We start from the raw sequence: 18723 nt of genomic DNA on the forward strand, positions 1-18723 counted from the left end.
TTGGATTGTTGGATTGTTGGATTGTTGGATTGTTGGATTGTTGGATTGTTGGATTGTTGGATTGTTGGATTGTTGGAACTTTGAGTTTTTCGGATTTTTTAATTTCACTAACCACTAACCACTAACCACTAACCACTTAACTCCTTCACTACCTGCGGAACCCCAACTGTGGCTTTTTCTGCTATGATGGTTAGATTTTCTTTAGGTGAAATGGCTGGTTTAGGATCTATAAAATATATAGGGGTGTCATTAGAAACAAATTGCACAAGACTTGCAGCAGGATATACCTGCATAGAAGTGCCAATAATTAATAAGATATCGGCTTGCTCGGTAATCTGTATTGCCTTGTCTAACATAGGTACCTCTTCTCCAAACCAAACAATATGTGGACGTAATTGAGAATTGTGCTCACAGAAATCTCCCAGATTAAGATCTGTTTTCCAGTCTAATACGAGGTGTTCATCAAACTGGCTTCTTACTTTTAGTAATTCTCCGTGTAGATGAACTACGTGACTGCTTCCGGCGCGTTCGTGCAGATCATCTACATTTTGGGTCACAATAGTAACCTGATGTGTTTGCTCTAATGCTACAAGAGCCTGATGTGCTTGGTTAGGAGTTACAGTGTGTAATTGACTTCGCCTTTTATTATAAAAGTCTAATACCAATGCCGGGTCATTATTCCATCCGATAGGAGAAGCGACTTCCATAATATCGTGGCCCTCCCATAACCCATCGGCATCTCTAAAAGTATTAATTCCGCTTTCTGCGCTAATTCCTGCACCAGTAAGTACCACTACTTTTTTCATTATAATTTATTTTCTCTAAAACTATTTAAAATATTTTAATCTAACTCATTGTGTATATGGATATTTTTTAATCAGAATCGTCATATAAATCTAATTAATGCTTTTTTATACTACTTTTTCAATATGTAATCTGGATCAAAAGATTGTTCCTGAATTTTTAGTGTCCCTCTCCTTCTTGGGATTCTTGTCTAAGATTGGTAAGGTATTAAGTATAATAAAATGGATTTCAGCCTTTAGTCTATCCTGTGCCAAGTCGAAGGATTGGAATGACAAGTCTTTAGAATAACAAATTAATACCTGTCATTACCGTGTAGACCAGAATCCAAAACGGAGATGAAAAGTCTATAAGTGGTTGTCTGGATTTTTACGGTCAAAATGTGTTTCGAAACCCTTTTTTTTAAGTTAAATATACTAAGATGTATCTTTTTTCGTTTAGAGAATCTTAACCCCGTAAACCGATAACATGCAATTTACCCCGATCAAAGAAACACTTCAAACCCTTGTAAATAATGCGGTTCCGTATTAATATTGTGGTTTTACCGTAACACAAATACTACTAAAAAGTATAACTTGTAATCAGTAAATGTGTACAATTTTTTTAGAATACTAACAGTATTTAATAACCAACGCTAACCTTTAATTGTTTACCTCATGAAATACCCTTATATCATTATTGATAATGATCAGAATTCTGCACGCACAATTCAGATCGCATTAGAAGATCACAATGATTACATCTGTACTGGAATTGCTAAAAATGAGCAAGAGGCATTGGACTTAATTTTAGAAAGAAAACCAAGATTAGTTTTTCTTGAACCGGAAGCTCCGGGAGTTCAATCTTCTAAAACCCAGTATAACTTAATGTCAGAACTTACGAAGTATATGACAAATCTACCAGAGTTTGTAATCATTACTAAAACAACTGACTATGCTATAGAAGGTATACGTAACAGTGTTTTGGATTATATCCTTAAGCCATTATCTAAAAGCGCCTTGACTAAAACCTTGCATAGGTTTGAGAAAGACTTTGGAGAAGTTATGGATAATACCTTATGTTTTAAGTCTTACGGAGATTATCGTTTTGTGAATATTGACGAAGTATTATATCTAAAAGCAGACAATAATACGACAGACTTTATGATGAGTAACGGTAATAAAGTAGAAGCATTTAAAACACTGAAGCATTTTCAGAACCTATTGCCGGATCATTTTGTGCGTATTCATAATAGTTATATCATTAATACCAAGTATGTGTCTAGAATACATTTTGGTAAAGCAAAATGTGCTATTAAGAATACTAGTGATATGATCCCTTTCTCCAAATCTTATAAGACAAATGTAGAAGAGATTAAAGATACGCTAGCTAAGAATAGTTTTCTTTATGTGTAGTGAGACTTTGTTTAGAAAAGTTGCGTAGCAACGAATTCAAAACAACTAGACGAACTACATCCCAGCGAAGGCTGGGATCTAAACATAACTATGCTTTTGTTTTGAAAAATGAAATGCATTCAAAATAGTTGATTGAACTACATCCCAGGGTGTCACATTGAGCTGCTACACTGAGCCTGCCGAAGTGCTGTCGAAGTGTCGTCTGGTATTTTTTTTAAAAATCTATATAGATAGATTACTTGCGATAAAAGTGATAAATAATAAGATGCTGTTTGTAAATATCTAGTAAATGTGTACCAGGGCAGCCGATTGTTTTATTTTATACTAATTTCACACAAAATCATTTGTATAATAAAACGCAAGTAGAAACCTCCTCGCTGCAGCGAGGAGGTTTTTTAATGTTTTGTCATTCCAGTCCTTCGACTTGGCTCAGGATAGACTAAAGGCTGGAATCCATACATTGAAAATCATTAATACTGAATAAAGTTTCTAAGATAATTTTTAATTTCAAAGTCAATATTCTAATTTAGTTCACATTATAAACATTAAAAGTAAAAACATGAAAAAAACGAAAATGGTATTTGCGTCCATGATTTTGATGATTGGATTAATGGCAACTCCTTATCAGTCTTATGGGTTTGAGGACCAGGATGAAGAAACAACTCGCGGTGGTGGTAGTTCTGATCCTTCTTTATGGGATGAAATAGTAAATTGGTGGGAAGATTTGTTAGAGTAATTAGTTATAATTAAAAAAACCTCCTTGCCACGACGAGGAGGTTTTTTAATGTTTTGTCATTCCAGTCCTTCGACTTGGCTAGGATAGACTAAAGGTTGGAATCCATAGGAACAAAGGAGTGCATTTTTTTTGTAAAACATCCTCACCTCGCCTCTCCTTCTAAGGAGAGGAGTTAAAAGTTCTTCTTTCGAAAAAGGATTTAGGAAGATATATTTGTTTTAAAATTTGATACATACTATAAAATAGTATATCTGAATATTCCCCGGTATAATTTATGGTAGTTGCTTTTTTCTGGCAGTCAGATATTCTTATAAAGTGTATAGAATTATATTTAGTGATTTATAAGATTTACGAAATCATTTTTCCCCTGTTTAAAAAACATATATAGTAGTATACTATGTTTTTTGAGTTTGGGGATTTTTTATATTCATTTTGAAATGAGTGACTTACGGTTTTTTGAGGGAATTTTCTTATCAAAGTTTGGGGAATATCTATAATCAGCTCTTATTCAGTAAACAAGGGGTTTAGGACTCAAAAATGATTGAATAGCTCTTTTTACTGGATTTTCATTTTTTTTAAGTTTTTTTTATAGTTTATTTGCGGTAATTTAATTGGTAATCCAATTCCTACATAATTTAGAGTTTTTTAAAATCGGGTCATCCACTCGTGTAATCTACCAATCCACTTCCTACAGGTACCCATCCACTAAACCCACCTTAATATATTAGGCGCGAGGGTGCAATCTCCCTACATTTGTAGTGTACAATTAAGGTTATCAACCTATTACACATTTACTAAAAAGGATATACAAAGAGAAATCGGAGTATTGCTGGCCAGCAAAATCCTTACAATGGGAAACTGAATAGACGAAAGTATATTCATACGAGACAAAAAAAGTCTTGAAAAAGGAAAAAGAATTATTAATAAACTGATTACACCAAAATAAAATATAAATATAAAAGATAAACCGTTATGAAAGCTATAAAAACTATTTTCGCAGTATTATTTGTAAGTTCAATGTTCATCGCTTGTGAAGCTGATAATATTAATGATGAAGTAGGAATTGAGGAAGTTGATATTGAATTAAACGCAGGGGAAGATGGAGAAGAAGATGTAGAAAGAGGGTAATTTACTTTATACTATAAAATTTCTTCAATTATAAATACAAAAGACCGCAATTTTAGGCGGTCTTTTGTATTTTATAAATTATCTTTATGTTCAAAATTTTATTCAGATTGTAAATATAAATGAGTAATGATTAAATTTCATGAATATCATATTTTAAGTATTCTATTATTGTTTTTAATGATTGGATGTAGTGATGGAACTATTATAATGGAAGAAGAAGAAATAAAACATAATTTGATAAATACTAATATTGGGGAAGCAAAAAACAAAACAAAATCCAAAGAAGAAAGAAGAGAAAGTATAAATAAGGCTTATAATTACTTTATAACACTAGAGGGGAGTAATCCAAATAGAATAAAAACGATTGAAGAGATATCTGGGGTTTATTATTCTCTAAAGGATTATGATACCTCTATGAAGATGGATAGAAGAATGTTAGAAATTGCTATTTCTGAAAAAGACTCTATTGCTATGGCTAAAGCCTATGGTTACTTGGGGATTTACTATAGGAGAAAAGACAAATTGGATAGCGCTTTTAAAAGTTTTAACGATGCGGATAAGATTTATAGAAATTTTGATAATTCTAACAAAAAAGATCCTTTAACGTATTCTTATGATCACGGTAAAGTTTTAATCGATCTGGCTAAATTATCAAGAAAGGTGAAAGACTATAGTGAAAGTGAAGATTTAACTATAAAGGCTATTGAAAAATTCGATTTATCTGGGGATAATTCGTATATGCCTTTGTCTTATAGTAATTTAGGTATTGTGGCAAAGGAATTAGAGCGTTATGAAGATGCTGTTTTTTATCATTCAAAAGCTATTGAATATACCAAAAATACCCCAAAGGACACACTATATGCTGTGTTAGGTAATAATAATATAGGTACAGTTTATAAATCTGCAAAAAAATATGAAAAAGCGATGGAATACTATACAAAGGCTTTATCGTATTATAAGTTTTTAAAAAATAGACCTAAAAGGTTATCCTTGTTACTAGATAATTTGGGATATGTTAAGTTTTTACAAGATAGTCATGATGAGGAGGCTTTTTCATTATTTCAAAAAGCTTTTAAGATTAGAGATAGTGTAAATGATGTTGTTGGTCTTTCCACCAATAATTTACACTTTGCTGAATATTATAAGGCTCAAGGAAACGATAGTTTGGCTAAATCGTATGCGATAAAAGTTAAAGAAGCCACACGAATAGTTAATAATAATGTAGAATTACTTCAGGCTTATCAGTTATTATCGAAAGTAACAGATAGTGATGAAGGTTTGGGATACGCACAGAAGTATATTAAATTAAATGATAGCTTAATCAAAGAAGAGCGTTCTTATGTAAATAAGTTTGCTAGGATAAAGTTTGAAACTGAAGAAAAAACACAGGAAATTGCAGCCATTAGTCGCGAAAACCAATTACTCATTTTTGCCATATTAGGACTATCCATATTGTTTCTATTAGGATATGTAATCTTTAGACAACAACAGAGTAATAAAGAACTGTTGTTCGAGCAAAAGCAGCAGCAATCTAATCAGGAGATTTATCGATTGCTATTAAGTCAGCAATTAAAATTAGAAGAAGGGCGTAAGATGGAACAGCATCGTATGTCAGAAGAATTGCATGATGGTGTATTAGGTAGATTATTTGGAGTACGATTAAGTCTGGATGGGATTAATCAGCGTGCTAATGATGGATTTACAGAATCCAGAAATGTGTTTATTGATGAGCTTAAATCTATAGAAAAAGAGATTCGATTGATATCACATGATCTAGGTACAGATACCTTATCACCAGATGTTGCCTATGTAGATGTAGTAGAGAGTTTAGTAAGTGATCTATGTACGGTACATAAAATGGATTTTGAGTTTGCGAATGATGAAAATATCGATTGGGAGACTATAGATGATCAGAAAAAAGTAAACCTGTTCCGTATTATACAAGAGTCATTACAGAATATATTTAAACATGCAAAGGCAGAAAGTGTAAAAATAAGCTTCGATTATGTGGATGATAAAATAAATCTTACTATTTTAGATGATGGAATAGGATTCAAAAGCAGTAAGGTAAAAAGAGGAATTGGTTTAAAAAATATTACATCCAGAGTTACCCAAATGAATGGTGTAGTAGATTTTATTAGTAATCAAGATTCAGGTACTAAAGTATCTGTAGGTATACCAATTTAATTAATGTAAAAAAGTTATCAAATCCGGTTTCCGTATAATAAAAAGGTGATAATTATAGTTACTACTATATAGAGCCGATAGGATAACAACTGACACACAAATTTTTAAAGATGAAGAAAAAGCTAAAAGTTCTTATGATTGATGATCATCCTATGATTATCGAGGGATACAAGAACACCTTATTAGGAGAAAATCAAAAAGAATATCAGATCAAGATCGATATCGCATCTAATTGCGATGACGCGTATGACAGTATTCTAAAATCTTCTAAGACTACTCCTTATGACATGCTTTTTGTAGATATTAAATTACCACCTTCTTCTGATGGAACGATTACATCCGGAGAGGATTTAGCAAAACATGCAAAGGAACTGTTGCCTAAGGCTAAGATTATTATCCTAACAATGCATAGAGAAGATCATAGAATCCATAATATATTAAAGAATATTAATCCTTCAGGATTTTTAATAAAAAGTGACCTTACTTCTAGTGAGTTATTACTGGCGTTTAATAATATAGTGAGTGGTACTCCTTATTATAGTGCTACAGTAAATAATCATTTTAGAAAAATGATGACCAATAATTTCTCACTAGATGAAAAAAACCTAAAGATTTTATACCATCTATCGAGAGGTGTAAAGACAAAGAATTTACCTAATTATGTAAGCTTGTCATTAAGTGCGATAGAAAAACGTAAAAATCAGATCAAAGAGATGTTTTCTATTGCAAAAGCAGATGACCAAAAATTATTAGAAGAAGCTCGTAAAAGAGGTTTTGTATAGAAAACAATACAATTCAGAAGAATACTACAAAAGGATAGCAATTTGCTATCCTTTTTTTTTGTTTTGATATACAATGAGTTATCTGGTTTTTAGTAGGTATGTGGTATGGTAAAGGGTTCATGGGTTAGTTCTTTAAATACGATTAAAGAGTTGTTTTTATAGGTGAAATACACAATTTTTTTTACTGTTTAAGCGTAATTTACTATGCTAAAACTTGATTTTTAATAAAATAGATTATGTTAATTTTTTACTTTTTATGAAGAAAAATATAAATAAAAGGTGTTTTTTCCCTAAATTATAAATGTGATTTTCATAAAAAACTAGGGAATTTTACGTATTTAATTATGGAACATTTGTTAAATGTGGAATAATCCTGATTTTACTTTAATTTTTGAAGCTAAATAAGCTCTAATTTTTCAACTACGGTTTTAACGTAATTATTTTGAGTTTATAGATTACTGCAAATCAATGTATTATATATAAATTTATATTGTTAAAAAAAACTAAACGTAAACAGTATATTTTAAAATAACAAGCCTATAGACAAAGATTACATTAGACATTAATTTTCTTACCCCATAAACAAGTCTGCGTAATTTTTATTAAGATCGTCAAATCTTTCTATTAGCTAAGAGGTTATTTTATATTCAATAGTCATAATATGTAATGAATCATGTGCCCCATGATCATGCTATAATGAACTTAAATGCCTAATGCGTTTGCTTATGAGAAATAGTATATTTTCTGTATTAAGACAATTAGTGGTAAGATACTTCTTATTACCCACCTGTTACATTTTTGTGATTTTGATAATGTGCCGCAAAGTTACTATATCATCTAGTATGACTTTTATAGGTAATAATACATTTTTATGTATGAATAACGGTTACCACTACTATAAAATGAAACAATCAATTTCTAATGACACCAATTTTATAAAAATAGAAAAAACGGCATATATGACTGTTTAAAAAAGTAAACCCCGCAATTGTACAACTTTGGCGAGCTAACAAGAGCAGGGTCTGAATAACGATTAATTTATAACTAAATCAACCATTATGGGTATATATACTTTTACATCAATAAGATACAATGTCAAGGAAAATATACCACACATAACGTATAATTATGTATTTAAGTATTTACATAATTTTCCTAAAGCGAAATATAACAATAAACTGGTAAATTTATATGGTTTTTCCATAAGAATTTTATCAGCAATTAGATTTTTACTTTTTATTAGTAAGTCTATTCTTACATGTGTAAGAAATTCTTCTCGATTTATAGACAACTCTATTGCCAAATTAATTATCAGGTCAAGTTATAAGCGACAACATTTTAGTCTTCTCGATTTTAATGTTGGAGTTCTTGTACCTCAAAATCATCTGATAAAACAGAATGCCAAAAATAGTATGAAAAAGGAAAAGCAGTTATTAGAGATAGTTATGAACTTTCTAAAGGATGATCGTACGTATACGAATATAAAAACGAAGAAGAAAGCTTATAATTTATGAACTGGCAAAGTTTACGATGCCAGAAAATAAATAAAATGATACAACAAAATCTTTTATAAAAAGATGGAAAAAAAGAATAACACACCCATACAATTGCTTATGAAAATTTTTACAAAAATGTTTTCCGGTAAAGTTAGCACACTACTGTTTTTTATATTAATGACATTTAGTTCACATCAGATGTATGCCCAAGTAGTAAATACTTGGGGATTATTATCAGGAACGGTGCCAGAAAACAACTTTCAAACCAGTAGTTTTTCTGCTGTAGGTGATGGTACTACTTTTGTAACTGTAGATATAAATAGATCACCTTCGACCACTGTGGGTGGTACAGTAAATGCAATACCACCTGGATTAATTTTTGCAAGTAGTTTTGATAATACGAGAGCTACAGTTGGGGTATCAGGAAATACATATACCTATATATTTAGTGAACCAGTTCATGTGATATTAAGTTCACAAGAACATAGTGAACTGGTGAGAACCGAAAATATTAAAATATCCAGTGCTGATGCTGGAGCTCAGTTTTCGGGAACACTTACTGGAGGACAGCAAGGGCATTTTATAAATAATAATAATACTTCAGAGATTCATATAGGTTCTAATGCTTTAATTACAACGGCAGGAACGTATTGGACAGTACAAAGTAATATTGCAATTACTACTTTATCCGTAGAATATTATGTGACAGATCCGGCAGAAGCTGCATCTGGAGAGCCTTTTACTATGGATTTGGCGCCATTACCTTTTGTAAGGCTAGACGATACTAATGTTACAGGTGCCGGAGGAATAGACCTTAACTCTACAGCCTGTTCTACAGGATGGGAACCATTGGATAATACCAATACTGGTGCTATTTCGGATTTAGTAGCTCCGCATGGAATCCAATCTATGACGGTAACACTTACAAATACACAAGATATTGGTCAGGAAGAGTTAACTATGACAGGAGGGTTTACCGGTATTTTGGTTTCTGGAAACAACACTACCACTTTGACAATCTCTAATGATGGTAATGCGACTGCATCAGAATTCAGACAATCATTAGATGATGTTTTCTATCTCAATAATTTGGTAAATCCAACTACAGGAGTAAATCGATTGATTGACATTCAGATAACGGATATTTATGGGAATACCTCTAATATTGCTACTGCATCCTTTCCGATAACAAGAGGACCACAATCCGGTTCTACTAATGGCCAACTAGTTATTTTTACAGGTGATGGACCTACGGATCTATTTACAGGTTTAGATGGCTCCGAAGACGCTGGTGGTGTTTGGGTAGATGTAAGTGCTACTGGAGCTTTAACTGGTAGTATAGTTGATGAAGCTACTTTACCATTAGGAGGTAGTATTTTTAGATATGATGTAACAGCATCGGCACCATGCAATAATGCTTCGACTACCGTAGTGGTTATTAAGATGAGTAATACCGAAATTGCACTTACATCTCCTTCAGCTTGTGGTGAACTCGTTACAGCTTATACGGATCCCTTACAATCAGCAAATTCTGATGATCCAATATTTATCTTTGATTCTGGCTCAGGAGAATTAGTTTGCCCTGCCGGATCGGCAGGAACCATTTATGATTGGTATATTTTTAACTCAACTACAAATTCATACGATGCTTTTGCTTTAGGATCGACACCTACGCAGACAGGTTTAGCTGATGGAGGGTATCTGGTAGTAAGAAATGATGGAGGTACCGTAGAAGAGGGTAGAGCCTGGATTTGGAATTCATCGTTAGTTATGGATGCAGGTACACCGCAAAATGCTTGTGCAGGAGATACAGTGAACTTAGCAGGTGCGGGTACTGTAACTAATCCAGTATATACATATTATGATCCGGTACCAAGACCATTTCCTATTACAGCTACTACACAGATTACTATAACATTTGATGCTACACATACCTATGTGTCTGATTTAGGTTTTTTTGCGTTAGCTCCCGATGGTACTACAACTGTTACCTTAGGCCCAAACCAAGGGAATTTTTGTAACCCTGGTGATAATGTAACTAGTTTAGCTTTTACTAATAATGTTGTAGGAAACGTATTTAATTTTTGTGCTCAACCTGCACCTTTAACTGGAACATATGATCAATATTTTGATGGAGTTTCTACTTCTACAATTGATTGGTCTCCTTTTGTTGGTTTTGATGCCAGACAAGGGGGGTGGGCTGTTCAGATTTATGATTGTGTGGCAGCAGATACAGGATCATTAGATGGTGTTGTAATAATATTCGACGACGGATTAGGTAATGTTGCTACGTATACTAGTGGATCCATTTCAGTACCAATAAATGATAATTCATGTACACCGGCTTCAGCCTCAATATATGAAGTACCCTTTACAGCGGCAACACCAGTTGCTAATAATTCGATCTCACTATCAGATGGTATTGGTGTTGGTGGAACAGGAGGATATGAATGGTCATACAGTACGTCAGGTCCAGTAGGACCTTGGTCTGGATCTTTTGAAAATAGTACCTTAACACCATCAAGAATAGTTAATGAAACTACATGGTTTAGAATAGTCGGAGATAATGGTGTGAGTTGTGCAACAGAAGATGTAGTACAAATTACAGTAACTGATCCACCAAACTCTGGTACAGGTACAGACGAATTTGCCTGCGCAGGAGATGCAGTGGTAGATTTAAATACATTATTAACGGGAGCAGATGCGGGAGGATTCTGGAGCGTTTCAGGATCATCACCGGATAATCCGGGAGGAGATTTTAGCGCAGGAGCAGCTACCTATGACCCTACTACGAGTGGAGTCTATGTTTTTGATTACACAGTAAATGCCTTGGCTCCATGTACTGTAAATGCAGTGACTTCTGTTACTGTTTCAGTTCAAGCAGCTCCTAATACAGGTATAAATAATACAATTAATACAAATCCAACAGATGCAATTGTAAACTTATTTTCCCAATTATTAGGGACTCCAGATTCTTTTGGTTTATGGAGTTTAGATACTAGTTTTGATGACCCAGGAACAGATTTTAATCAAATGGCTGGTACACTAGATGTCACTACTTTGGCTACTGGTACTTATGTTTTCGAGTATACTTTAGTAGGTTGTTCAATCGCTATGTCTACAATTACTATTTTACATAATAGTGATGACGGCGATGGTATATTGGCATCTATTGAAGACGCAGGACCCAATGGTGGAGATGGTAATGGTGATGGTATTCCGGATTCACAACAAAGTAATGTAGCGTCTATACCGGATGCGACAGGAAGTGGAAATTATGTTACGCTACAAGTAACATCCGATTGTAATCAGATTACAAACATGGCAGCAGTGCTCGAAGGAGATTTAGCATCCTTGGATGCGGATTTTGATTACCCTGTAGGATTAATAGATTTTACCTTATTATGTGGTGCTCTGGGAGAAACAGCAGAGATACGTTTTTTCTGGCATGGTATTTCAGAAATAGATGCCTACAGAAAATATACGACTACTACAGATGTATATGATGATTATACAGCTTATAGAGGAGAGGCTACTATTGATGGAAACGCAGTTCCATTTACTAATTTCATTCTCGAGGATGGATTGTCTGGTGATGATACTATATTAGATGGAGAGATTAGAGATCCTTCTGGTCCGGCAATATCCACAGTAGATACCGATAATGATGGCGTATTAGATACTGTAGATCTGGATGATGATAATGATGGAATACTAGATACAGCAGAGTGTGAAGATTCACCAAGTTTGACGCCTGCATCGGCCGAGGTAGATGCTTTAAGTTGGAATAGAGGGAACTTTAATGTATACAGTATTGGTAATAATACAACAGGTCTTGGTTTTCAAGAATCAGGATGGGAAGAAGCGGCAACCAATACAGGATTAACCACAACTAGTTTTGGTACGTGGGGAGGTTCTAACAGTTTTTCTCCGGTTACTACGGCGGGAGCTACATTGGTGTATCCTGATTTTACAATTGATATTGCTTCAAGTACATTAACTGGTGCAGAGTATGCAGATGGAGTAACAGGAAATGAATTAAAATCCGGAAATGCCGGAGATGCCTTGTCTCTTCGTCATACAAATCCTTTAGTGGCAATCAATGGCTTGAACCCATTAACGATTACAGCTACCATTACGTTTGGGACACCGGTTTCTTCTTTTGGTTTCGATTTACTAGATCAGTTTGATACACAACCGGCTGCAAGTTCTATAGAGTCTTATGTTATATATGTTGATGGAGAAAAAGTATGGGAGGCGTCCGAACTGGTCATAGGTTCTGATCTCACCGGCCCAATTACTATTGAGGACGGATTAGGAAATGCTCAAGGTACACTAACTGCAGGAGATAACACTGAAGTTTTTATTGGTGTAGTAGGACTAACAGGTACTTTTACAGAAGTAGTACTCGAATATACGATCGAACCTCAGGTGGCAACAGCTGATAGAGAAACCTTTGGATTTGATCAATTTATCTATACCATAGGGGCAGGAGCGGTTTGTGATTCTGATCAAGATGGTGTCCCTAATATTCTGGACCTTGATAGTGATAACGATGGGATTTATGACGTAATAGAATCAGGAGGTACACCAAGTGGTGCTAATGGACAAGAAGGTCGTGCCGATGATACTAATAATAATTCGGATAATACAGGAAGTAGCGGTATTCCTACTTCCGCTGGAGCAGGAAATACTCCAATCGATACTGGTAGTGATGGTAGCTTAGATTACTTAAACCTAGATAGTGATGCCGATGGATGTGGTGATGCTAACGAAGCCTATAATGATATTGATGCCGATGGAGGCGATGGTGGTGTGTACAATCCTGCCAATACAGCTACAGAACCTTTAACTACAGCTGGCGGTACTACTGATGCCAATGGTTTGGTAGTAGCTGCTGCTTATGATACTGGAGCAGTCGCTGCAGTAACAGATGCGGGAGATTCTAGTGCCTGTACACTACCGGATACTGATGGAGATGGAGTAGATGATTTTACAGATCTAGATAATGATAACGATGGGATTTTGGATGAAGTTGAAGGATGTGGATTGTTTACATTCACTGCTATTCCAATAAATAATGCCGTAGGAACTTTAAATGGTGTTACGGTTACAATAAACTCAGCAGATAATGATCTTACATTTCCAGGAGGAGCTATCACTTTTGAAGATTCATTCTTTGGTCCTGATGGTACTTTTGCTGCTAATGAAGTACCAATTATTGGAGGTGATGATGATATTACTCTTACTTTTTCACAACCGGTATCTCAATTAAGACTTAATATACGGCAGTTATCATCTAATGCATTAACATTTGATCAACCTTTTAACCTGTTATCAAGTGATGGTGATTTTACGATTTCTGGTAATACACTTACAGGATTAGCACAAGTTGGTTCAGATGCCAATGGTACTTTGTTATTCCAAGGACCTCTCACAACCCTAAGCTGGACATCAAATGATGGTTTTCCCGGTGATGGTTTCTTTTTAGCTATCTATGATTGTAATGTCGATACAGATGGCGATGGTATTGGAAATTATTTAGATATAGATAGTGACAATGATGGTATTCCTGATAATGTAGAAGCACAACCAACAATTGGATATATCGCTCCTGGTACTAATGGAGTAGTTACTGCAGCAGATGTAGATCCTACAACGGGAATACCTTCAGTATATCCTGCTACTGGTTTGGATACGACTTTACCTGCGGTTAATAATGACACTGACGGAATACCTGATTATCTGGATCTTAATAGTGATGGTGAAGGAGGTAGTGATACCACTGAAGCCGGACTAACTGAAACAACTTTTACATTTGATAGTGATGGAGATGGTTTACTGGATGCCTATGAGTTTCCGGTAGTAAATGATGACGATGTCAATGACAATTTTGACAATCCTTCTGGAGATTTACCTAATGACCAGAATACCACTACTCCTGAAGTAGATTATAGAGAAATACCAGATTCTGATGGAGATGGTGTAGATGATCTTACCGATCTGGATGATGATAATGATGGGATTTTAGATTCTCAAGAAGCTTTAGGCTTTGACCCAACGGATGCCGCATCCTGTTCATTCAACGCTGCAAATTTTGATGATACCTTCCCGATACCCACTGCGGTGATTGATGGGGCTACAGTGAATATAGGAGGTGTGGAGCAAACAGTGGATATCCCGGCAACCTTTGTGGGAGACCAATATAGATTCTACAATGTAGTAACTATCGATGCTTTGACCCTTGATGCTATTATAGAAATTACAGCTGCAGATGCTAATATTACCACTTTTGATATTGACAATGATGCTACAGGAGATGCTAATGCGTGGCAAGGAGAATATGATGTGCCTGCAGGAGAAACTGCAGCAATGTCTTTTCAAATACGTTTTGTATTGTCAAACACAGATACGCTAGTGCCATTAGATCGTTTTGGAGGAATATTTTATGATATCGATGGAGCTAACGCAAACGAGAGTATAACATTGACCAACCCAGGTTTGTATGCAGTAGAAAACCCTACATTACTTAATGTAGTGGATAATGGAACCGATGTAACGTTTACCGGTCCTTTAACTACCTTTCCGGGAGTAGTGCTCAATACAGATATAGCAGCTTACTTTAATTATTATAATATAAGTACGTTTGAATTTTCGACCAGTGCTAATAATGTAACGGCGGCGGCAAATACGAACTTCTTTTCATTAGTATTTAATCCTTGTGCTATTGATGCCTTTACAGTGCCTGATTATGTGATTAATGAAGGAGCAGATTCTGATGGAGATACCCTTGGAGATCATTTGGATAATGATAGTGATGGTGATGGTTGTGAGGATGCAATAGAAGCCGATGGAACTTTTACTGCGGGAGATATTGATGGTAATGGAGAACTTACCGGAGGTGTAAATCCCGCAAACGGAATTCCTTTGGTTGCAGGAGCTGGGCAAGATGGTAACCAAGATGTGGTTACGATAGGACCAGATGCTGATAATGATGGTATAGCGGACGCCTGTGATTTGGTAGATGATAGTGGGGATGCAGACGGAGATTTAGTTCCTGATCTTATTGATCTCGATGATGATAACGATGGTATTCTGGATGTCGATGAAGGCGGTCCTGAATGTACAGATTCTGTTGTTTCTTCTTTAAATACTACAGGATATACAACAGGAACTGACCTTTCAGGTGTGCCAGGTTTCCCGTTAACATTTGATAACGGAAACTATGAGTTTACAGCCACCTTTTTTGATGGAGCTGCAGATTCCGGGACACCAGCTTGGGCTAATGGAGTGCAGGTAAGAACAGATTTTCCTGCGGTAAACGATTATATATATGTGCAGCCCAGAAATATTGGACAAGTAGCTTCTGGAGATTATGTTGAGTATGTATTTGATTTTCCAGTACCTCTGGATGAATTTACCTTCACATTTGCCGGTTTAAATAATGGTGATTATGGCGAAGTAACTGCGTTTAACGGAGCTACTCCTATTACAATCACATCAGATAACTTTAGTGATTTTAATCCTGCCTTGAGTACCGGTTTATGGGATGTATCTGGCAATAGAGCTATTGGTAATAGCTCTTCTGGAGGCGTGAGTGTAACTTCAAATTTCTTTACCACAACTATTACAGGACCAGTAACTCGGGTAGTAGTCAATTCTGGTAAAGGAAACAACTCAAACGGTACAGTAACTGCAGGTTTTCATTCTATAGTAGCATGTACTCCGGGAACTGGTCAGAATAGTGATACAGATCTTTTAGAAGATTATTTGGATAATGATAGTGACGATGATGGGTGTCCTGATGCTGTAGAAGCAGGAGGCAGTTTTAATACTACCGACCTAGATGGAGATGATAGTTTAGGTGATGTGGTAGATCCATTAACAGGAATACCTCTTGTAGCAGGTGCTGGGCAGCCTACGACAGCTGCTGTTACGGATCCCTTAGATTCAAGCGCTTGTTTAGACACTGATAATGATGGAGTTTTTGATACGGTAGATTTGGATGATGATAATGATGGGATATTGGATGTTGAGGAAGGATGCGCAACAATTGTTGCTAATGGTACATTTGATGGTGGAGCTTCCTGGACAATTACCGATGCTCCTGCTCCTGTTAATCAACTACTATTTAACGTAGATAATATTGTTGCAGGAGCTGACGGATCAGCGAGTCAAGTTATAACGGGCTTGAGTAACAAAGTAAGAAATGTTTCAGGAACGGATTATGTAGAACTTAATTTTGATTACACTTTTATTAGAACTTCTGCTACAGCTAATAGTGTTTCAACTATGGCTATTGGTAGCGCATCTTTAAATATAAATGTTGATGGTGGGTTAACAGGCGACGTAGTTATAAGTACTGATGTAAACGTTTCTACCGGTGCTATTTTGTTAAATACAGGAACTATACCTAACAATACAGCAACCACTATCAGGTTATTAATTCCTTTTTCTGATATTTCTGATAGTGAAACGTTAGTATTTATACAAACATCTTGTTTTGGTGCTGCTTGTGGCGGAACATTAAGACATGATGCTATTATTGATAATGTTCGTTTTGTTTCAAGAGATTCAGATGGAGATGGTGTACTAGACTGTTTAGATTTAGATAGTGATAATGACGGTATCTACGATGTAGTAGAATCAGGAGGTGATGATATAGATGACGACGGAAGAGCGGATGATGATGATAATAATACAGATAATACAGGAAGTAATGGTATTCCTACTTCTGCAGGAGCAGGAAATACTCCAACTGATACTGGTAGCGATGGTAGTTTAGATTACTTAACCCTAGATAGTGATGGAGATGGCTGTAGTGATGCCAACGAGGCTTATAACAGCAGTACTGCGGATGGCGGAGATACGGGAGTGTTTGGTACAGACCCTATTGATCCAACAACAATTGTTGACCCTGATGGAACCGTAACAGCAGCGTCGTATACCGATCCTGTGGATGGAGATACTGATACGGTTGATGATTATCAGCAAATTGGGGGACCTGATGCAGATAGTGATGGAGTCTCTGATGCTTGTGATTTGATATTTAATGATAATGATGGAGATGGTATTAGTGATGCAGTGGATCTTGATGATGATAATGATGGTATTTTGGATACTGTGGAGTGTCAAACTACTGGAAACTTTGGTGTTGGAATTTGGAACCAAACAGTATTTAGACAAGGCCAAGCGGTAGCAGGTACTTCATTAATTAATCCTCAAAACTTTGTGGATGGAGCAGGAATAAGTACTCAAAGTAGTGCTACTGCATATCAGGGAGTGTCTACGATTGCAACTTTTAACGACACTTTTATCACCCTCTCTGGATTAGATGCTCCAGACTTGACTACTTCATTGGCAAATGATGATTACATTGAATTTACTTTTACTGTAAATGAAGATTCTCAATTAGTTAAATACGGACTTAATCTCTACAATGTGGTTTCAACCGCAAATGATGCTAATGACCCTATTAATAGTTTGTCTGGTATTGGTGTTGCTGGTTTTATAAGTGTTAATGGAAGTCCTTTTTCCGCAACTCCTTTTGATGCAACTACCTTAGGAAATGTAGGTGACCCAACTGATGGAGGAACTTTTAGTCCTTCGCCCGATAGTGTGAATGAACAAGAGAGTTTTTCTCCAGTTTTATTTCCGACTGGTGCAACAGTGAATGTTAGGTTATATTTTTATGGTGCTCCTTTCGAAAATGGACATATTGATGATATTCAAATTGTTGTAGAGGCAAGTTGTGATTTTGATGGAGATGGTATTCCTAATGATCTGGATCTTGATTCTGATAATGATGGTATTTACGATGTTGTAGAATCAGGGCAGCTAAATAATGGAGCAACAGATGCAAATAACGATGGTGTTATTGATGGTGTTCCTGGAAGTTTTGGAGATAATGGTCTTGCTAATTCAGTAGAATCGGATGATTCGCCTACGGCTACTACTTCAAACCCTACTGCAAGTGATAGTACTGGCAATCCAGATTACTTAGATATTGATGCGGATGATGATGGTATTCCGGACAATGTAGAGGCGCAACCTACGGGTAGTTATACCCCACCAAGTGGTACTGACAATGATAACGATGGTATCGATGATGCGTATGATCCGGTATGTAACTTATCGGATGACAACGCCTCTGGTGACAACAGTGATGAATGTACGACTGCAGGCTTTACTGCCGGTAC

Annotated in this window: 6 protein-coding genes and 1 pseudogene; 6 read left to right on the plus strand and 1 reads right to left on the minus strand. The window is 35.6% G+C overall.

Annotation, left to right across the window (positions count from 1 at the left end):
- Positions 1–128 precede the first annotated feature (128 nt).
- Positions 129–806, minus strand: a complete 678-nt coding sequence (locus tag Q0910_RS28285; protein ID WP_299224125.1) for an NAD-dependent deacylase — start codon at positions 804–806, stop codon at positions 129–131.
- Between the two features lie 651 nt (positions 807–1457).
- Between Q0910_RS28285 and Q0910_RS28290 the strand changes: the two genes are divergently transcribed.
- The 6 genes and pseudogenes from Q0910_RS28290 to Q0910_RS28315 all read left to right on the plus strand — a co-directional run.
- The gene (locus Q0910_RS28290) at positions 1458–2195 is read left to right on the plus strand and encodes a response regulator transcription factor (RefSeq protein WP_299224128.1); all 738 of its coding nucleotides are present in this window, start codon (positions 1458–1460) and stop codon (positions 2193–2195) included.
- Between the two features lie 559 nt (positions 2196–2754).
- Positions 2755–2931, plus strand: coding sequence for a hypothetical protein (locus Q0910_RS28295; protein WP_299224131.1), 177 nt, complete (start codon positions 2755–2757; stop codon positions 2929–2931).
- A 972-nt stretch (positions 2932–3903) separates the two neighbouring features.
- Positions 3904–4059 (plus strand): hypothetical protein, encoded by a 156-nt coding sequence (locus tag Q0910_RS28300; protein WP_299224134.1) that lies wholly within the window; start codon positions 3904–3906, stop codon positions 4057–4059.
- A gap of 126 nt (positions 4060–4185) precedes the next feature.
- Positions 4186–6246, plus strand: coding sequence for a sensor histidine kinase (locus tag Q0910_RS28305; protein WP_299224137.1), 2061 nt, complete (start codon positions 4186–4188; stop codon positions 6244–6246).
- Between the two features lie 110 nt (positions 6247–6356).
- Positions 6357–7028: a response regulator gene (locus Q0910_RS28310; RefSeq protein WP_118462487.1), complete on the plus strand. Its 672-nt coding sequence runs from the start codon at positions 6357–6359 to the stop codon at positions 7026–7028.
- 1613 nt (positions 7029–8641) lie between these two features.
- A pseudogene (locus Q0910_RS28315) lies at positions 8642–18723 on the plus strand (hypothetical protein); the annotation flags it as partial.

The sequence above is a fragment of the uncultured Aquimarina sp. genome, from assembly GCF_947495315.1.
Taxonomy (GTDB): domain Bacteria; phylum Bacteroidota; class Bacteroidia; order Flavobacteriales; family Flavobacteriaceae; genus Aquimarina.